Source organism: Pseudomonas sp. DP-17, assembly GCF_022380625.1.
In the GTDB taxonomy this organism is placed as follows: domain Bacteria; phylum Pseudomonadota; class Gammaproteobacteria; order Pseudomonadales; family Pseudomonadaceae; genus Pseudomonas; species Pseudomonas nitroreducens_A.
This window is the reverse complement of record NZ_JAKSXG010000009.1, coordinates 1-17873: the sequence shown is the minus strand read 5'-3', so window position 1 is coordinate 17873 and position 17873 is coordinate 1. Positions and strand designations below refer to the sequence as shown.

17 protein-coding genes are annotated in these 17873 nt (G+C 65.5%); 14 read left to right on the top strand and 3 right to left on the bottom strand.

Annotation, left to right across the window (positions count from 1 at the left end; translation table 11 throughout):
• Nucleotides 1-104 precede the first annotated feature (104 nt).
• Nucleotides 105-650 (bottom strand): gamma carbonic anhydrase family protein, encoded by a 546-nt coding sequence (locus tag MJ122_RS14530; RefSeq protein WP_239744637.1) that lies wholly within the window; start codon nt 648-650, stop codon nt 105-107.
• A 76-nt stretch (nt 651-726) separates the two neighbouring features.
• Here MJ122_RS14530 and prlC point away from each other — a divergent pair, with 76 nt between their 5' ends.
• The 6 genes from prlC (at nt 727) to MJ122_RS14500 (ending at nt 8769) form a co-directional block, all read left to right on the top strand.
• Nucleotides 727-2772, top strand: coding sequence for an oligopeptidase A (gene prlC, locus MJ122_RS14525; protein ID WP_239744636.1), 2046 nt, complete (start codon nt 727-729; stop codon nt 2770-2772).
• Nucleotides 2772-3041, top strand: coding sequence for a YheV family putative zinc ribbon protein (locus MJ122_RS14520; protein ID WP_088420490.1), 270 nt, complete (start codon nt 2772-2774; stop codon nt 3039-3041). Before prlC ends, MJ122_RS14520 begins: the two co-directional genes overlap by 1 nt.
• 248 nt (nt 3042-3289) lie before the next feature.
• Nucleotides 3290-4894: an inorganic phosphate transporter gene (locus tag MJ122_RS14515; RefSeq protein WP_239744858.1), complete on the top strand. Its 1605-nt coding sequence runs from the start codon at nt 3290-3292 to the stop codon at nt 4892-4894.
• A gap of 88 nt (nt 4895-4982) precedes the next feature.
• On the top strand, nt 4983-6041 hold the full coding sequence (locus MJ122_RS14510; RefSeq protein WP_239744635.1) for a PA0069 family radical SAM protein: 1059 nt from the start codon (nt 4983-4985) through the stop codon (nt 6039-6041).
• Between the two features lie 279 nt (nt 6042-6320).
• Nucleotides 6321-7037 carry a carbonic anhydrase gene (locus tag MJ122_RS14505; RefSeq protein ID WP_088420494.1) on the top strand — a complete coding sequence of 239 codons (717 nt, stop codon included), beginning with the start codon at nt 6321-6323 and terminating at the stop codon, nt 7035-7037.
• Between the two features lie 196 nt (nt 7038-7233).
• On the top strand, nt 7234-8769 hold the full coding sequence (locus MJ122_RS14500) for a SulP family inorganic anion transporter (RefSeq protein ID WP_239744634.1): 1536 nt from the start codon (nt 7234-7236) through the stop codon (nt 8767-8769).
• 3 nt (nt 8770-8772) lie between these two features.
• On the opposite strand, the gene MJ122_RS14495 is transcribed toward MJ122_RS14500, so the two are convergent.
• Nucleotides 8773-9417 carry a hypothetical protein gene (locus MJ122_RS14495; protein ID WP_088420498.1) on the bottom strand — a complete coding sequence of 215 codons (645 nt, stop codon included), beginning with the start codon at nt 9415-9417 and terminating at the stop codon, nt 8773-8775.
• A gap of 417 nt (nt 9418-9834) precedes the next feature.
• On the opposite strand from MJ122_RS14495, the gene coxB reads away from it, so the two are divergent.
• The 4 genes from coxB (at nt 9835) to MJ122_RS14475 (ending at nt 14116) form a co-directional block, all read left to right on the top strand.
• On the top strand, nt 9835-10959 hold the full coding sequence (gene coxB / locus MJ122_RS14490) for a cytochrome c oxidase subunit II (protein ID WP_026078882.1): 1125 nt from the start codon (nt 9835-9837) through the stop codon (nt 10957-10959).
• Between the two features lie 10 nt (nt 10960-10969).
• Complete coding sequence (ctaD, locus tag MJ122_RS14485; RefSeq protein ID WP_017517728.1) at nt 10970-12565, top strand: cytochrome c oxidase subunit I; 1596 nt, start codon at nt 10970-10972, stop codon at nt 12563-12565.
• Nucleotides 12566-12648: 83 nt separating this feature from the next.
• Nucleotides 12649-13206 (top strand): cytochrome c oxidase assembly protein, encoded by a 558-nt coding sequence (locus tag MJ122_RS14480; protein WP_239744633.1) that lies wholly within the window; start codon nt 12649-12651, stop codon nt 13204-13206.
• A 22-nt stretch (nt 13207-13228) separates the two neighbouring features.
• A complete protein-coding gene (locus MJ122_RS14475; protein WP_088420500.1) occupies nt 13229-14116 on the top strand; it encodes a cytochrome c oxidase subunit 3 in 888 nt (295 codons plus the stop codon).
• Between the two features lie 39 nt (nt 14117-14155).
• Here the strand turns inward: MJ122_RS14475 and MJ122_RS14470 are convergent, their stop codons facing one another.
• Nucleotides 14156-14365 carry a twin transmembrane helix small protein gene (locus tag MJ122_RS14470; protein ID WP_015474903.1) on the bottom strand — a complete coding sequence of 70 codons (210 nt, stop codon included), beginning with the start codon at nt 14363-14365 and terminating at the stop codon, nt 14156-14158.
• A 44-nt stretch (nt 14366-14409) separates the two neighbouring features.
• Here MJ122_RS14470 and MJ122_RS14465 point away from each other — a divergent pair, with 44 nt between their 5' ends.
• From MJ122_RS14465 to cyoE, 4 genes are all read left to right on the top strand, one after another.
• Nucleotides 14410-15174 (top strand): SURF1 family protein, encoded by a 765-nt coding sequence (locus MJ122_RS14465; RefSeq protein ID WP_138519952.1) that lies wholly within the window; start codon nt 14410-14412, stop codon nt 15172-15174.
• A complete protein-coding gene (locus MJ122_RS14460; protein ID WP_239744632.1) occupies nt 15152-15715 on the top strand; it encodes a hypothetical protein in 564 nt (187 codons plus the stop codon). Before MJ122_RS14465 ends, MJ122_RS14460 begins: the two co-directional genes overlap by 23 nt.
• Nucleotides 15716-15757: 42 nt before the next feature.
• Nucleotides 15758-16831 carry a COX15/CtaA family protein gene (locus MJ122_RS14455; RefSeq protein WP_239744631.1) on the top strand — a complete coding sequence of 358 codons (1074 nt, stop codon included), beginning with the start codon at nt 15758-15760 and terminating at the stop codon, nt 16829-16831.
• 74 nt (nt 16832-16905) lie between these two features.
• Nucleotides 16906-17808 carry a heme o synthase gene (cyoE, locus tag MJ122_RS14450; RefSeq protein ID WP_239744630.1) on the top strand — a complete coding sequence of 301 codons (903 nt, stop codon included), beginning with the start codon at nt 16906-16908 and terminating at the stop codon, nt 17806-17808.
• The last annotated feature ends 65 nt before the right edge of the window (nt 17809-17873 follow it).

The following is a 17873-nucleotide window of genomic DNA, read 5'->3' as shown; positions in this document are numbered from 1 at the left end:
AATGGTGCGGGGTGATCAACGTATGGCGCATAACGCCACAGGCGTTATCCGCCGTTCGGATATCGGCGGATAAAGCGTTCCGCTTTATCCGCCCTACGGGACAATCACTCGCCCGCATAGCCCTCGGCGATATGCTGGTCCTTCAACTTCACGTAATTCCCGGCGGTATAGCTGAAGAACGCCCGCTCCTTGTCGGTCAGCGGCCGGACCTTCTTCACCGGGCTGCCGACATACAGGAAGCCGCTCTCCAGCGTCTTGCCCGGCGGCACCAGGCTGCCCGCGCCGAGGATCACCTCGTCCTCGATCACCGCGCCGTCCATGACGATGGAGCCCATGCCCACCAGGATGCGGCTGCCGAGGGTGCAGCCGTGCAGCAGCACCTTGTGGCCGATGGTCACCTCGTCGCCGATGGTCAGCGGGAAGCCGTCCGGGTTGAAGGGGCCGGCGTGGGTGATGTGCAGCACGCTGCCGTCCTGCACGCTGGTGCGCGCGCCGATGCGGATGCGGTGCATGTCACCGCGGATCACCACCAGCGGCCAGACCGAGCTGTCCGCGCCGATCTCCACGTCGCCGATGACTACGGAGCTGGCGTCGACGAAGACGCGCTCACCGAGGGATGGCGTTTTGCCCTGATAGGTTCGAATCGTCACGATAGCTTTCCTGTGGCTGCGGATGGGTCCGATTGTATTTAAGATGGCCGGGTGTTTCTTCAGCCAAGGTGCCACCGTGAGCGCGAATCCTCTTCTGCAGAGCTACGACCTGCCGCCCTTCTCCTCCATTCGCCCCGAGCACGTGAAGCCGGCCATCGAGCAGATCCTCGCCGACAACCGCGCCGCCATCGCGCGCCTGCTCGCCCAGCAGAACGGCACCCCGACCTGGGCCGGCCTGGTGCTGGCCATGGACGAGCTGCATGACCGCCTGGGCAAGGCCTGGAGCCCGGTCAGCCACCTAAACGCGGTGTGCAACAGCGCCGAACTGCGCGAAGCCTACGAAGGCTGCCTGCCGCTGCTGTCCGCCTACTGGACCGAACTGGGCCAGAACCGCGAGCTGTTCAAGGCCTACGAAGCGCTGGCCGCAAGCCCCGAGTCGAAGGACTTCGACATCGCCCAGAAAACCATCCTCGAACACGCCCTGCGCGACTTCCGCCTGTCGGGTATCGACCTGCCGGCCGAGCAGCAGCAGCGCTACGCGGAAATCCAGACGCGCCTGTCCGAGCTGGGCAGCCGCTTCTCCAACCAGCTGCTGGACGACACCCAGGCCTGGACCAAGCACGTCACCGACGAAGCAGCCCTCGCCGGCCTGACCGAATCGGCCAAGGCGCAGATGCAGGCCGCCGCAGAGGCCAAGGAGCTGGACGGCTGGCTGATCAGCCTGGAATTCCCCAGCTACTACGCCGTGATGACCTATGCCGAGGACCGCGCGCTGCGCGAAGAGGTCTATGCCGCGTACTGCACCCGCGCTTCTGATCAGGGCCCGAACGCCGGGCAGAACGACAACGGCCCGGTGATGCAGGAAATCCTCGACCTGCGCCAGGAACTGTCGCGCCTGCTGGGCTTCAAGAACTTCGCCGAGCTGTCCCTGGCCACCAAGATGGCCGAGACGCCCGAGCAGGTGCTGAACTTCCTCCGCGACCTCGCCGTGCGCAGCAAGCCCTTTGCTGCCCAGGACCTGGAGCAGCTCAAGGCCTACGCCGCCGAGCAGGGTTGCCCGGACCTCGCCAGCTGGGACGCCAGCTACTTCGGCGAGAAGCTGCGCGAGGCGCGCTACAGCGTGTCCCAGGAAGCCCTGCGCGAATACTTCCCGATCGACAAGGTGCTCTCCGGCCTGTTCGCCATCGTGCAGAAGCTCTACGGCATCCAGATCCGCGAGCTGAACGACTTCGAGCGCTGGCATCCGGACGTGCGCCTGTTCGAGATCGAGGAAAACGGCCAGCATGTCGGCCGCTTCTACTTCGACCTCTACGCCCGCGCCAACAAGCGTGGCGGCGCCTGGATGGACGGCGCCCGCGACCGTCGCCGCACCGCCGGTGGCGAACTGCAATCGCCGGTGGCCTACCTGGTGTGCAACTTCACCCCGGCGGTCGGCGGCAAGCCGGCGCTGCTGACCCACGATGAAGTCACCACCCTGTTCCACGAATTCGGCCACGGCCTGCACCACCTGCTGACCCGCGTCGAGCACGCCGGCGCTTCGGGCATCAACGGCGTGGCCTGGGACGCGGTGGAGCTGCCGAGCCAGTTCATGGAGAACTGGTGCTGGGAGCCCGAAGGCCTGGCGCTGATCTCCGCTCACTATGAAACCGGCGCGCCGCTGCCCCAGGACCTGCTGGAGAAGATGCTCGCCGCGAAGAACTTCCAGTCCGGCCTGATGATGGTCCGCCAGCTGGAGTTCTCGCTGTTCGACTTCGAACTGCACGCCACCCACGGCGACGGCCGCAGTGTGCTCGACGTGATCGAAACGATCCGCGACGAAGTCGCGGTGATGCGCCCGCCGGCGTACAACCGCTTCGCCAACAGCTTCGCGCACATCTTCGCCGGCGGCTACGCGGCTGGTTACTACAGCTACAAGTGGGCCGAGGTGCTGTCCGCCGACGCCTTCTCGCGCTTCGAGGAAGAAGGCGTGCTCAACCCGGCGACCGGCGCGGCCTTCCGCGACGCGATCCTGGCCAAGGGCGGTTCCCAGGAGCCGATGGCGCTGTTCGTGGCCTTCCGTGGCCGAGAGCCGTCCATCGATGCCCTGCTGCGCCACTCGGGCCTGTCCGAGGAGGCGGCGTGATGAGCGAGGTGAAGAAGCGCTTCATCGCCGGGGCCGTCTGCCCGGCCTGCAGCGAGCAGGACAAGATCGTCATGTGGGACGTCGACGGCGTACCGCACCGCGAATGCGTGGCCTGCGGCTACTCCGACACGCTCAACGCCCAGGGCCAGTCGGTGCCGAAAGAGCTGTCCACCCGCGTCAACACCAGCGCGCTGGAAAAGCCCAAGGACCCGAAGGTGCAGGGGGTGCAGTTCTTCCCCAATCCGAAGCTGAAGAAGCCGCAGGAATAGCGCCCGCGTGACGCCCAGCAATGCCCCGGCTTGCCGGGGCATTGCTTTTTACGGCGCCGAAATGCCGAACATCCCCACCAACATCAAGGATTGTGGAAGCAGCCTCGCCCTGGCATGACGCTCCGCCCCGCTCGCGCCATCGGCCCATGATCGCCATCGCCGGCTAGTCTGTAGGGCATCGCCGCAAGGAATCCGCCCGATGCCGCCATTGACCCCAAGGAAGCCCTCCTGTGCTTGACCGCTTTGGCATGCTCGAGGTGATGCGCGCCTCGCGCCTGACGCAGTTCCCGATCAGCCCTGTGCTGCGCGAGACTCACGGCTTCAAGGGGCGCCTGACCTTCTTCCTGCTGCTGACCGCCGCGCTGGTGTTCACCTTCGCCGCGCTGGGGCACGACATCCACGCCAGCGGCACGCACCTGGAGCCGGGCTGGTCGGTGCTGGTGCTGGTGGTCGCACTGCTGATCGCCCTGAGCTTCGAGTTCATCAACGGCTTCCACGACACCGCCAACGCGGTGGCCACGGTGATCTACACCAACGCCTTGCCGCCGCGCCTCGCCGTGGCCTGGTCGGGTGTGTGGAATTTCCTCGGCGTGCTCTTCTCCAGCGGCGCGGTGGCCTTCGCCATCGTCTCGCTGCTGCCGCTGGACCTGCTGCTCAAGGTCGACAGCAGTGCCGGGCTGGCGATGATCTTCGCCCTGCTGATCGCCTCGATCCTGTGGAACCTGGGCACCTGGTGGCTGGGGCTGCCGGTGTCCTCCTCGCACACGCTGATCGGCTCCATCGTCGGTATCGGCCTGGCCCACGGCGCCATGGCAGGGCATATCGGTCTGTCGGGCAACGCCTGGTCGCAGCTGCTGACGGTGGGGTATGCGCTGTTCCTTTCGCCGCTGGTGGGCTTCTTCGCCGCCTTCGTGCTGCTGCGAGTGGCGAGCTCGACCATCCGCAACCGCGCACTGTTCCACGCACCGGAAGGCCGCACGCCGCCGCCCCGGTGGATTCGCGCGATCCTGATCCTGACCTGTACCGGCGTGTCCTTTGCCCATGGTTCCAACGACGGGCAAAAAGGCATCGGGCTGATCATGCTCATACTGATCGCCACCGTTCCCCTCGCGTTCGCGGTGGATCGCGCTCATTCCCCCGAGCAGACCCGCCAGTTGCTCGCCCTCACCCAGGCCAGCCAGCAGCAGCTGCACCGTGCTGGCGGCAACCCGGCAGCGGAGCCGCGGCAGGCGCTGTTGAGCTACCAGGAAGACGAGGTGCTGAAGCCGGAACTGCTGCCCTCGCTGGGCAGCGTGATCGGCGACGTCAGCGCGCGGCTGGAGCGTTACGGGCAGTTGGACAAGGTGCCGGCCGAGGAGGTGCAGGCCCTGCGCAACGACCTCTACCTGAGCCTGGAAACCATCCGCCTGCTGGACCGCAGCGACCAGCATTTCGAGCTGGAAACCTGGAGCAGCCTGCAGGCGCTGCGCCAGGGCGGCGAGCAGGCAATCCGCTTCATTCCCATCTGGGTAAAGGTCGCGGTCGCCCTGGCGCTGGGCCTGGGTACGCTGGTGGGCTGGCGGCGTATCGTCACCACCGTAGGCGAGGGCATCGGCAAGACACCGCTGACTTATGCACAGGGCGCCTCGGCGCAACTGGTGGCCATGCTCACCATCGGCGCGGCGGACGGTTTCGGCCTGCCGGTATCGACGACCCAGGTGCTCTCCTCGGGCGTAGCCGGCACCATGGCGGCCAATGGCAGCGGGCTGCAGTGGCCGACCATCCGCAACATGCTGCTGGCCTGGGTGCTGACCCTGCCGGCGGCCATCGGCCTGGCGGCAGGCCTGTACTGGCTGTTCACCCGGCTGCTCTGAAGGACAACCGCCGAGCAGGTAGTGCTGGCTGTGGAAAACCCGGTGAATTACTGTATCCATATACAGTATCGATTCAGAGCTTTCCCACATGAGCACTTCCCTTCCGCCCCGCGGCCGGGGCACCGCCAGCAATCCGCACAACCGCTTTGCGCCAACCACTTCGGTACCTGTGGATAACGATTGGTACGACGAGGTGCCCAAGCCCCAGGTGACCGAGATCCGCAGCGAGCGCGCGAAGTCGGTGATCTCGCGCAACCAGTCGCCGGACCTGCCCTTCGACCGTTCGATCAACCCCTATCGCGGCTGCGAGCACGGCTGCATCTACTGCTACGCCCGGCCGAGCCACGCCTACTGGGACCTGTCCCCGGGGCTGGATTTCGAGACCAAGCTGATCGCCAAGACCAACGCCGCCGAGGTGCTGGAGGAAGAGCTGAGCCGCAAGGGCTACGTCTGCGCGCCGATCAACCTGGGCGCCAATACCGATCCGTACCAGCCCATCGAGCGCCAGCAGCGGCTGACCCGGCAGATCCTCGAGGTGCTGCTGCGTTACCGCCATCCGGTGACCATCGTCACCAAGGGTTCGCTGATCCTGCGCGACCTCGACCTGCTGGCGGAACTGGCGAAGCAGAACCTGGTGGCCGTGATGATCAGCCTGACCACCCTGGATGACGAACTGAAACGCATCCTCGAACCCCGCGCCGCGGCTCCCTCCGCGCGCTTGCGGGCGATCCGGGTGATGCGCGAACAGGGCATCCCGGTGGGGGTGCTGTGTTCGCCGATGATCCCCATGGTCAACGACCGCGAGCTGGAAGCGCTGCTCGAAGCCGCCCATGAAGCCGGCGCGCAGAGCGCCAGCTACATGATGCTGCGCCTGCCGCGGGAGGTCGGGCCGTTGTTCGAAGAGTGGCTGGCAGCGCACTACCCGCAACGGGCGAGCCATGTGATGAGCCTGATCCGGCAGGTGCGCGGAGGGGAAATCTACGACAGCCGTTTCGGCCACCGCTTTCGCGGCGAAGGCCCGTTCGCCGACCTCCTGGCCAAGCGCTTTGAGGTTGCCCTGCGCCGCCTGGGCTTGAACCGGCGCGGCAACTTCGGCCTGGACTGCACGGCGTTTGCCCCGCCGCGCAGCCAGATGAGCCTGTTCTGACTGTTGTCTGTCGGAAGTTTCGACAAGAGCGGTCCAATCGCCGCAATATCGCATCGCCATGATAGCTTGCCGATATCATCTTGAAATTTCGGCGAAACATCGTGCAAAAGCTCATCACAGAGCGGTTTTTTAATTTTGGTTTAATCTTCGTTGTCTAGGGTTTGAGCACAAAGTGACTAACCGGTCACGACAGATTTTTCCTCACGGCTGTGCCTTTTCTCCCCAGGGAGAGCGTCGGCTGACGTGGGAAAATTCTTCGTCATTCTTCGAGGCTGATACATGAACGACAAAACGCACGGTGAGGAACACGCCCACGAATCTGCCGACGAGGCGCTGCGCCATATCGTCGAGGGCTTCCGCCAGTTCCGCCATGAAGTCTTCCCGCAGCAGGAAGAGCTGTTCAAGAAGTTGGCCCACGCGCAGAACCCGCGCGCCATGTTCATCACCTGCGCCGACTCGCGCATCGTTCCCGAGCTCATCACCCAGAGCTCGCCGGGCGACCTGTTCGTCACCCGCAACGTCGGCAACGTGGTGCCGCCGTACGGCCAGATGAACGGCGGCGTGTCCACTGCCATCGAGTTCGCGGTGATGGCCCTGGGCGTACAGCACATCATCGTCTGCGGCCACTCCGATTGCGGCGCGATGAAGGCGGTGCTGGCTCCGCAGACCCTGGAGGGCATGCCGACGGTCAAGGCCTGGCTGCGCCATGCCGAAGTCGCCCGCACCGTGGTCGCGCAGACCTGCGGCTGTGCCACCCAGGAACACCTGGGCGTGCTCACCGAAGAGAACGTCGTGGCCCAGCTGGATCACCTGAAGACCCACCCGTCGGTGGCCGCGCGCCTGGCTTCCGGCCAGCTGTTCATCCACGGCTGGGTGTACGACATCGAGACCAGCGCCATCAAGGCCTACGACGCCCAGGAAGGCCGCTTCCGCCCGCTCGACGGCGAAGGCCCGACGCCCAGCGCCACTCCTCGCGCACGCTACTCTCCGCAGTAAGCTGCCAGCAGCAGTAACTCCCGGGGCGCGGCGGCCCAGCAGAACAAACGCCGCGCCCCGCTTCTGACTTGATCCCTGCCTGAGGCGTACGCCCCCACCGCGTTCGCCATCCCTCTGAACTGCGCGTGTCGATGCGGCCGAGGCCAGCGTCGTGGGCTTTCGCGCGCCCGAAAAATGCTCGAAGGAGAACAGCGCCATGTCGGCCTCCCACTCTGTTCCATCCGGATTTTCCCAGCTGCGCCAAGTGCTGCCGCGCGACCTGCTCGCGTCGGTGGTGGTTTTTCTCGTTGCCCTGCCGCTGTGCATGGGCATCGCCATCGCCTCGGGCATGCCGCCAGCCAAGGGCCTGGTGACCGGGATCATCGGCGGCCTGGTGGTCGGCTTCCTGGCCGGCTCGCCCCTGCAGGTCAGCGGCCCGGCGGCGGGCCTGGCGGTGCTGGTCTTCGAACTGGTGCGCACCCATGGCATGGCCATGCTCGGGCCAATCCTGCTGCTGGCCGGCGCACTGCAACTGCTGGCGGGAAGACTGCGCCTGGGCTGCTGGTTCCGCGTGACCTCGCCGGCCGTGGTCTACGGCATGCTCGCCGGCATCGGCATTCTTATCGTGCTGTCGCAGGTCCACGTGATGCTCGACTTGAAGCCGCAGGCGTCGGGGCTGGATAACCTGCTGGCCTTCCCGGCGGCGCTGCTCTCCGAGACCAGCGGCTTCGATGCGGCGCTGCTCGGGCTGGGCACCATGGCCTGCATGGCGCTGTGGGACCGCTTCAAACCGAGCCGGCTGCGCATGCTGCCCGGCGCGCTGATCGGCGTCAGCCTGGCAACCCTGGCGAGCATCGCGCTGCAACTGAACGTGCTGCGGGTGAGCGTGCCGGAGAACCTCGGCGACGCCATCGACTGGGTTCGCCCGAGCGAGCTTGCCGCGCTGCTCGACCCGACGCTCTTGCTGGCCGCCGTGGTGGTGGCCTTCATCGCCAGCGCCGAGACGCTGCTCTCCGCCGCAGCGGTGGACCGCATGCACACCGGCCCGCGCTCGGACATGGACCGCGAGCTGAGCGCCCAGGGTGTGGGCAACATGCTCTGCGGGCTGGTCGGCGCGCTGCCGATGACCGGGGTGATCGTGCGCAGCTCGGCCAACGTGCAGGCGGGCGCGCGCAGCCGCGCCTCGGCAATCTTCCATGGGTTGTGGCTGCTGGCGTTCGTCGTGCTGCTGGGCGGGTTGCTGCGGCAGATCCCCATCGCCAGCCTGGCTGGCGTGCTGGTCTACACCGGGATCAAGCTGGTGGATATCAAGGCCCTGCGTTCGTTGGGCCGCTACGGGCGCATGCCGGTACTGGTGCACGCGGCGACCGCGCTGGCCATCGTCGCCACCGACCTTCTGACCGGCGTGCTGCTGGGTTTTGCGCTGACGGTATTGAAGCTGGTGTTCAAGGCCGCGCGATTGAAGATCAACCTGCGCTACGACGAGGAGGGCAACGGTGCAGAGCTGCGGCTGGTGGGCGCGGCGACATTCCTCAAGGTGCCGGCGCTGTCCCGGGTCTTGCAGTCGATAAACCCCGGGACGCACCTGCGCGTACCGCTGCAGCACCTGAGCTACATCGACCACGCCTGCATGGAACTGCTGGAAGACTGGGGCCGCAGCGCCGCGGCCAACGGCTGTCGGCTGTCCATCGAAGGCAACGGTCTTCGTCGCCGCGTGGAGGGCCGGGTGCGGGCGCTGCAGGGTGCGGGCTGAACCTCAGTCGCGGCCCAGCTCCAGCTCCACGCCGAACTGCCGTGACAGGCACGGCCACTGCTGCCAGGCCATGACGACCTGCGGGTCGTTGAGGCTGGCGCGATAGCTGACGGCGGATTCGGCGCTGAAGGTGCTGTCGTCAAGCATGCCGTCGACCGCGTGGTGCACTGCTTCATCCAGCTGGTTGGCGAAGGGTTCGCCGATCAGCTGGTGCGCCACCAGGTTGGCCACCGTGGTGTCCAGCGGGATCAGCGGCTGGTTGAAGTGGGCGATGTAGCGGTCGTTCACCTCTTCCACCAGGCGGTGGGCGAGGTAAGCCTCGTCCAGCAGCGCGTCGAGGCCATCGTGGCCATCGAGCAGCGCAGGCGGTGTGAGGAAGAACTGCTCGGCGAGCTTGAGCACCGGCTTGATGCGATCTTCGATGCCGGCCGCGCGGGCCACCGAGTTGGCGGCGTCGAGGAAGTCCGGCACCTGCTCGATGTAGGCGTGGACGAAACGTGTCAGCGTGCCGTTGGGGTCCTCTCCCGTCAGCGCGATGCTCTTGTGCAGGCTTTGCAGTTGGCTCTGGATCAGGCGGGCGAGATGGCCATGGCGGGATTCGAGCAGGTGGGCATTCCGGATCAGCTCACGCAGTGCAGCGGTGTTCATGACAGCTCCAAGACAACGGGTTTGGAAAGTGAAGAAAGACCTTAGCCGCACCCCGGGCGTAGCTAAGACGCGATTGTCATATTCATGAACTGGTTATGCCGGCACGGCATATCAGACCGCCAGCATGGTACTCCAAAGCCGCGCCGTCCGTGGCTTTGAGATCGCACTTCGGTCTTTCAAACACAGTTTTTACTCTGCGTTGTTATGTCGCAACCCGTGGCTATACTCCGCTTCGACACACCGAAAACCTGATGGACCCGGCCTGCCCTGCGTGCTGCCGAGGTAAGACGTCAAAGTAAGTTGTCTTGGCGGTCACTCCCTTGGCCGTTGGCTTGTTCAGGCTCGAACCCCCTGGAATGGGGTTCGTGGCCAGGGCGCTATGCCGGCGGGATAAAAACAACGATAAGGGGAACCCGAATGCTGCGACATCCACGAGTCTGGATGGGCTTCCTTTTGCTCTTGGCTTTCAGCCAGGCAAACGCCGCCTGGACGGTCAACATGGCCCCCGGTGCGACAGAAGTCAGCCGTAACGTTTTCGATCTTCACATGACGATCTTCTGGATCTGCGTGGTCATTGGCATCGTCGTCTTCGGCGCGATGTTCTGGTCGATGATCGTCCACCGTCGGTCCACCGGGCAGCAGCCCGCGCATTTCCACGAGAGCACCACGGTGGAAATCCTCTGGACCGTCATTCCCTTCCTGATCCTCGTAGTGATGGCCGTTCCGGCCACCAAGACGCTGATCCACATGTACGACACCTCGGAGCCCGAGCTGGACGTGCAGGTCACCGGCTACCAGTGGAAGTGGCAGTACAAGTACCTGGGCCAGGACGTGGAGTTCTTCTCCAACCTCGCTACGCCCCAGGACCAGATCCACAACAAGGCCGACAAGGACGAGCATTATCTGCTCGAAGTGGACAACCCGCTGGTGCTGCCGGCCGGGGTCAAGGTCCGTTTCCTGGTCACCTCCAGCGACGTGATCCACTCCTGGTGGGTGCCGGCCTTCGCGGTCAAGCGCGACGCCATTCCCGGCTTCGTCAACGAGGCCTGGACCAAGGTCGACCAGCCCGGCGTCTACCGCGGCCAGTGCGCCGAGCTGTGCGGCAAGGACCACGGCTTCATGCCCATCGTGGTGGACGTGAAGTCCAAGCCCGACTTCGACAAGTGGCTGGCCGAGCGCAAGGAAGAAGCCGCCAAGATGAAGGAGCTGACCAGCAAGGAGTGGACGAAGGAAGAATTGGTCGCCCGTGGCGACAAGGTCTACCACACCATCTGCGCCGCCTGTCACCAGCCCGAGGGCCAGGGCATGCCGCCGATGTTCCCGGCGCTCAAGGGTTCGAAGATCGTCACCGGACCCAAGGAGCACCACCTGGAGACCGTGTTCAACGGCGTCCCGGGCACGGCCATGGCGGCCTTCGGCAAGCAGCTCTCGGAAGTCGACATCGCCGCGGTGATCACCTACGAGCGCAACGCCTGGGGCAACAACGACGGCGACATGGTGACCCCGCAGGACGTGGTCGCCTACAAGCAGAAACAACAATAAGGAGGCCGCGATGAGTACAGTGATCGATCACCCCGACCATTCTCACGCCGGCGACCACCACCACGGCCCCGCCAAGGGCCTGATGCGCTGGGTACTGACCACCAACCACAAGGACATCGGCACGCTGTACCTGTGGTTCAGCTTCTGCGCCTTCCTGCTCGGCGGCTCCTTCGCCATGGTGATCCGCGCCGAACTGTTCCAGCCGGGCCTGCAGATCGTCGAGCCGGCGTTCTTCAACCAGATGACCACCATGCACGGCCTGGTGATGGTCTTCGGTGCGGTGATGCCGGCTTTCGTCGGCCTGGCCAACTGGATGGTGCCGCTGATGATCGGCGCGCCGGACATGGCCCTGCCACGGATGAACAACTTCAGCTTCTGGCTGTTGCCGGCGGCCTTCGGCCTGCTGGTGAGCACCCTGTTCATGCCCGGCGGCGGCCCGAACTTCGGCTGGACCTTCTACGCGCCGCTGTCCACCACCTTCGCGCCGCACAGCGTGACCTTCTTCATCTTCGCCATCCACCTAATGGGCATGAGTTCGATCATGGGCGCGATCAACGTGATCGCCACCATCCTCAACCTGCGCGCCCCGGGCATGACGCTGATGAAGATGCCGCTGTTCGTCTGGACCTGGCTGATCACCGCCTTCCTGCTGATCGCGGTGATGCCGGTGCTGGCGGGTTGCGTGACGATGATGCTGATGGACATCCACTTCGGCACCAGCTTCTTCAGCGCGGCCGGCGGCGGCGACCCGGTGCTGTTCCAGCACGTGTTCTGGTTCTTCGGCCACCCCGAGGTGTACATCATGATCCTGCCGGCGTTCGGCGCCGTCAGCTCGATTATCCCGGCCTTCAGCCGCAAGCCGCTGTTCGGCTACACCTCGATGGTCTACGCCACCGCGTCGATCGCCTTCCTGTCCTTCGTCGTGTGGGCGCACCACATGTTCGTGGTGGGCATCCCGCTGGTGGGCGAGCTGTTCTTCATGTACGCGACCATGCTGATCGCCGTGCCCACCGGGGTGAAGGTGTTCAACTGGGCGTCGACCATGTGGCAGGGCTCCCTGACCTTCGAGACGCCGATGCTGTTCGCCGTGGCCTTCGTCATCCTGTTCACCATCGGCGGCTTCTCCGGGCTGATGCTGGCCATCGCCCCGGCGGACTTCCAGTACCAGGACACCTACTTCGTGGTGGCGCACTTCCACTACGTGCTGGTGCCCGGTGCGATCTTCGGCATCTTCGCCTCGGCCTACTACTGGCTGCCGAAGTGGACCGGCCACATGTACGACGAGACCCTGGGCAAGCTGCACTTCTGGATGAGCTTCATCGGCATGAACCTGGCGTTCTTCCCGATGCACTTCGTCGGGCTGGCCGGCATGCCACGGCGGATTCCGGACTACAACCTGCAGTTCGCCGACTTCAACATGGTCTCGTCCATCGGCGCCTTCATGTTCGGCACCACGCAGCTGTTGTTCCTGTTCATCGTCATCAAGTGCATCAAGGGCGGCAAGCCGGCACCGGCAAAGCCGTGGGATGGCGCGGAGGGGCTGGAATGGACCATTCCCTCGCCGGCGCCCTACCACACCTTCACGACTCCGCCCGAGGTGAAGTGACGAGGCTCTCGTAGGAGCGGACTCCGTCCGCGATCGGCTTCCGCCACGGCCGGAGCCCGCCCCTGCGAAACGAGGAGGACGAGATGAGCGAAGGCAACATCGAAACGCGCAAGCTGGTGACCCGACTGGTCATTGCCGTGGTCGCCATGTTCGCCTTCGGCTTCGCCCTGGTGCCGCTGTACGACGTGATGTGCAAGGCACTGGGCATCAACGGCAAGACCTCCGGCAGCGCCTACCAGGGCGACGGCCAGGTAGTCGATCAGTCGCGCGAGGTGAAGATCCAGTTCGTCGCCAACAACAACATCGACATGGTCTGGGAGTTCCACCCCGAGGCCGAGCAACTGGTGGTGCATCCGGGCGCGGTGAACCAGATGCTGTTCGTCGCCTACAACCCCACCGACAAGCCGATGACCGCCCAGGCGATCCCGAGCATCGCGCCGTCGGTGGCGGCCACCTACTTCCACAAGACCGAATGCTTCTGCTTCACCCAGCAGGTGCTGCAGCCGGGCGAGCGCATCGAAATGCCGGTGCGCTTCATCGTCGACCGCGACCTGCCCAAGGATGTGCGTCACCTGACGCTTGCTTACACGCTGTTCGACATCACTGCCCGCAAGCCACCCGTGGCCAGTAACGAGCGCTGAAGGGCAAAGGAGAACAAGAGAGATGGCAACCCACGATCCCTATTACGTCCCCGCGCAGAGCAAGTGGCCGATCATCGCCACCATCGGCATGCTGGTGACGATGTTCGGCGTCGGCACCTGGATGAACGATATGAGCGCCGGCAAGGACCACTCCCACGGCCCGTGGATATTCTTCGCCGGCGGGCTGATCCTGGCGTACATGCTGTTCGGCTGGTTCGGCAACGTCATCAAGGAAAGCCGCGGCGGGCTCTACAGCCCGCAGATGGACCGCTCCTTCCGCTGGGGCATGAGCTGGTTCATCTTCTCCGAGGTGATGTTCTTCGCCGCCTTCTTCGGCGCGCTGTTCTACGTGCGCCACTTCGTCAACCCGTGGCTGGGCGGCGAAGGCCACCACGGCATCTCGCACATGCTCTGGCCGCAGTTCGAAGCCGGCTGGCCGCAGCTGAGCAACCCGGACAACAAGCTCTTCCCGCCGCCCAAGGAAGTGATCGACCCGTGGAAGCTGCCGCTGATCAACACCCTGCTGCTGGTCAGCTCCAGCTTCACCGTGACCTTCGCCCACCACGCGCTGAAGAAGAACCACCGTGGCCCGCTGAAGCTGTGGCTGGCGGCGACCGTGGCACTGGGCGCGTGCTTCATCGTGCTGCAGGCCTATGAGTACCACGAGGCCTACAGCGAACTGGGCCTGACCCTGGGCTCGGGCATCTACGGCGCGACCTTCTTCATGCTCACCGGTTTCCACGGCGCCCACGTGACCATCGGCGCGATCATGCTGAGCATCATGCTGATCCGCATCATTCGCGGGCACTTCGACGCCGACAAACACTTCGGCTTCGAGGCGGCCAGCTGGTACTGGCACTTCGTCGACGTGGTGTGGATCGGGTTGTTCATCTTCGTTTACGTGCTGTGAGGCGCGGTGGCGCGGGCTGCGGCCCGCGCCTTTTTCAGATCAGAAATGCCAGGGGGCGGAACTGCCGAGTTGGCCGCTGAAGAACCCCCAGGCGATGAGAGCGACGGTCAGGGCAGTCAGGGTGACACGCACGGTCAGCGCGTTGACCACCCGCGAACCGTGACCCTCGTCCTTGACCAGAAAGAACAGGCCACTGAACAGACTGACGACGGTCGCCAGCAACAACAGAACGATCGCAGCTTTGAGCACTACCGGCCTCCTGTCCGCAGGGGACTGGGGTTGAGGGGGATGTCTTGCAGTATAGCCAGCACGCATCTGAGCACCGTCAAGGCCGCGCCACGCGCGCCTTCCGGCCCGGCATCGCGCCGACCCTGGTGGTCCTCGCACTGCTGCCGGTGCTGATCGGCCTGGGCTTCTGGCAACTGTCCCGCGCCGCCGAAAAACGCACCCTCCTCGCCGCCGCCGAAGTGCAACGCCAGCAGGACCCGATCAGCATTGCCGAGCTCGAACGCCAACCGCCGCGCAGCTACGTTCGTGTACGCCTGCAAGGCCAGCTTGATGCCGAGCATACCGCCCTGCTCGACAACCGCACCCGCAACGGCCAGGCCGGCGTCGAGGTGTTGCAACCCTTCTTCGACCGCGTCGGCCACCAGTGGCTGCTGGTCAACCGCGGCTGGGTGCCCTGGCCCGACCGGCGCGTGCCGCCAAAGATCGATACGCCCAGTCACGACCTGTTGCTGGACGCCTGGACCTACGTCCCGCTGTCCGCCGGCCCGAGCGCTCCGCTCGCCGGTTGGCCGCGCCTGATCACCCAGGTGGACGCCCCGTTCCTGTGGGATCAGCTGGGCCGCGAAGGCAGCCCGCTGGAAATCCGCCTGGAGCCGGGCGACGCCGCCTTCGACACCGACTGGCCGATCGTCGCCATGCCGCCGGAGCGTCACGTCGGCTACGCCGTGCAGTGGTTCGCCCTGGCCATCGCACTCTCCGCCCTCTACCTCTACCTCGGCATCCGTCGCGCACGGGAGACCTTCGACCATGACCGCCATGACTCTGCCTGACTCCTCCGCCCGCCGCCGCGGGCGCGTGCAACTGCTGCTGATCCTCGGCATGGTACTGGGACCGATGCTGCTTGCCACCGCCATGTACAAGCTGCAGTTCTGGGTGCCGGATGGCCGCAGCTACCACGGCGACCTGATCGCCACCGGACAGACTCCGGCCGACCTCGGCGTGCAGGACGACAAGGCCAGCGACCAGTGGCAACTGCTGGTGACCGCGCCGGAAACCTGCACCAGCGACTGCCAGCAACTGGTCTACCTGGCGCGCCAGATCAACATCGGCCTGGGCCGCGAGGCCAGCCGTGCAGAACACGCTCTGGCCTTCGCCAAGCCGCTGTCGGCCGAGTTCACCGGCCTGCTCGACAAGGACTACCCGCGCCTGCAGCGCCTGGGCCTGACACCCAACCCGCACACCGGCGCCCAACCGCAGCTGTGGATAGTCGACCCCCACGGCAACCTGGTGCTGCGCTACGACGCCAAGGCCAACGGCAAGTCGATCCTCAAGGACCTGCAGCTGCTGCTGAAGCTGTCGAACATCGGTTAAGTCGGTCGAGCCCCACGACAACAACAAGATCGGGAGCGACGCATGATCCAGGCAAGACGCAAACCCGCCTTCTACCTCGCCGTGCTGGCCACGGCGCTGGCCTTCGTGGTCATCCTGCTGGGTGCCTACACCCGCCTCACCCACGCCGGCCTCGGCTGCCCGGACTGGCCCGGCTGCTATGGCTTCGTCCACGTGCCGCTGAACGAGGCGCAACTGGCCCACGCCGAGATGCACTTCCCCGACTCGCCGGTGGAGGTGCAGAAGGGCTGGAACGAGATGATCCACCGCTACTTCGCTGGCAGCCTCGGCCTGCTGATCCTCGGGCTGGCGGTGCACGCACTGGTGCGTCGCGGCCGCGACGGCCAGCCCATGCGCCTGCCGCTGGTTCTACTCGCGGTGGTGATTGCCCAGGCGGCGTTCGGCATGTGGACCGTCACCCTCAAGCTATGGCCGCAGGTGGTCACCGCGCATCTGCTTGGTGGCTTCACCACGCTGTCGCTGCTGTTCCTGCTCAGCCTGCGCCTGTCCGGCGCCTTCGCCCCACTGCAACTGCCTTCGAAGCTGCGGGCACTCGCGGCGCTGGCCTTGCTGATGGTGATCGGACAGATCGCCCTGGGCGGCTGGGTCAGCAGCAACTACGCGGCGGTAGCCTGCATCGACCTGCCGATGTGCCACGGCGAGTGGTGGCCGAACATGGACTTCGCCAACGGCTTCCACCTTACCCAGCACATCGGCCCGAACTACCTCGGTGGCCAACTCGACAGCGACGCCCGTACGGCCATCCACATGACCCACCGCATGGGCGCGCTGTGCGTGACCGCCGTGATCCTGCTGCTGGCCTGGAACCTCCAGCGCCACGGCCTGATCGGCATTACTGCGCTGATGCTGCTAGGGCTTTCCCTGCAGATCGGCCTGGGCATCAGCAACGTGCTGCTGCACCTGCCGCTGCCGGTGGCAGTGGCGCATAACGGCGGCGGCGCCTTCCTGCTGCTGATGCTGGTGCTGGTGAACTACCGGGTGCGCGCGCCTGCGGCTAAGCGCGTCGAGCTGCCCGCCAGTAGCCCGATCGGCCTGGACGCGATGGAGCGCCCGGTGGCCTACCCCTCGCAGGGATGACTTTGCACCGTTGAGCAAGACGGACAGCCGGCGCCAGGGCGCGCCGGCCCCATTCACCCGATGGAGAAATGACCATGGCCAGCGTCATCAGCACTTCCAGCCAAGCCAGCTGGCGCGACCTGCTCGAACTGACCAAACCCAAGGTCGTGCTGCTCATGCTGATCACCTCGCTGATCGGTATGCTGCTCGCCACCAAGGCCGGCGTGCCGTGGCAGGTACTGGTCTTCGGTAACCTCGGCATCGGCCTGTGCGCCGGCGGCGCGGCAGCGGTGAACCATGTGGTGGACCGGCGCATCGACTCGATCATGGCGCGCACCCACAAGCGCCCGCTGGCCGAAGGACGCGTCTCGCCGCCCCTCGCGCTGGGCTTCGCCATGCTGCTGTCGGTCGCTGGAATGGCGGTGCTGCTGGTGTTCACCAATGAGCTGACGGCCTGGCTGACGCTGGCTTCACTGCTGGGCTATGCGGCGCTTTACACCGGTTTCCTCAAGCGTGCCACGCCGCAGAACATCGTCATTGGCGGCCTCGCCGGCGCCGCCCCGCCGCTGCTGGGCTGGGTCGCAGTGACCGGGCAGGTTTCCGCCGAACCGCTGCTGCTGGTGCTGATCATCTTCGCCTGGACCCCGCCGCACTTCTGGGCCCTGTGCCTGCACCGCAAGGACGAATACGCCAAGGCCGACATCCCGATGCTGCCGGTGACCCACGGCGAGCACTACACCAAGCTGCACATCCTGCTCTACACCCTGGTGCTGTTCGCCGTGACGCTGATGCCCTTCGCCATCCACATGGCCGGGCTGGTCTACCTGTTCGCCGCGCTGGCCCTGGGCGCGCGCTTCCTCGACTGGGCCTGGGCGCTGTACTGCGGCAGCCGACCCCATGCGGCGATCAAGACCTTCAAGTACTCTATTGCCTACCTGTTCCTGCTGTTCATCGCGCTGCTGGTGGACCACTACCTGCCGCTGCACCTGAACTACTGAGGCCGGTTCGCGAGCAAGCTCGCTCCCAGCCGGGGGTTTGAGGGAGGTTGGGGGGTTAGACCGCC

What these genes read in the sequence shown, in the direction of transcription:
- MJ122_RS14455 (WP_239744631.1), top strand. Translation starts at nt 15,758, where the DNA reads ATGATCCAGGCAAGACGCAAACCCGCCTTCTACCTCGCCGTGCTGGCC.
- MJ122_RS14505 (WP_088420494.1), top strand. Translation starts at nt 6,321, where the DNA reads ATGAACGACAAAACGCACGGTGAGGAACACGCCCACGAATCTGCCGAC.
- coxB (WP_026078882.1), top strand. Translation starts at nt 9,835, where the DNA reads ATGCTGCGACATCCACGAGTCTGGATGGGCTTCCTTTTGCTCTTGGCT.
- MJ122_RS14520 (WP_088420490.1), top strand. Translation starts at nt 2,772, where the DNA reads ATGAGCGAGGTGAAGAAGCGCTTCATCGCCGGGGCCGTCTGCCCGGCC.
- MJ122_RS14500 (WP_239744634.1), top strand. Translation starts at nt 7,234, where the DNA reads ATGTCGGCCTCCCACTCTGTTCCATCCGGATTTTCCCAGCTGCGCCAA.
- cyoE (WP_239744630.1), top strand. Translation starts at nt 16,906, where the DNA reads ATGGCCAGCGTCATCAGCACTTCCAGCCAAGCCAGCTGGCGCGACCTG.
- MJ122_RS14475 (WP_088420500.1), top strand. Translation starts at nt 13,229, where the DNA reads ATGGCAACCCACGATCCCTATTACGTCCCCGCGCAGAGCAAGTGGCCG.
- MJ122_RS14495 (WP_088420498.1), bottom strand. Translation starts at nt 9,417, where the DNA reads ATGAACACCGCTGCACTGCGTGAGCTGATCCGGAATGCCCACCTGCTC.
- MJ122_RS14480 (WP_239744633.1), top strand. Translation starts at nt 12,649, where the DNA reads ATGAGCGAAGGCAACATCGAAACGCGCAAGCTGGTGACCCGACTGGTC.
- MJ122_RS14515 (WP_239744858.1), top strand. Translation starts at nt 3,290, where the DNA reads ATGCTCGAGGTGATGCGCGCCTCGCGCCTGACGCAGTTCCCGATCAGC.
- MJ122_RS14460 (WP_239744632.1), top strand. Translation starts at nt 15,152, where the DNA reads ATGACCGCCATGACTCTGCCTGACTCCTCCGCCCGCCGCCGCGGGCGC.
- MJ122_RS14510 (WP_239744635.1), top strand. Translation starts at nt 4,983, where the DNA reads ATGAGCACTTCCCTTCCGCCCCGCGGCCGGGGCACCGCCAGCAATCCG.
- ctaD (WP_017517728.1), top strand. Translation starts at nt 10,970, where the DNA reads ATGAGTACAGTGATCGATCACCCCGACCATTCTCACGCCGGCGACCAC.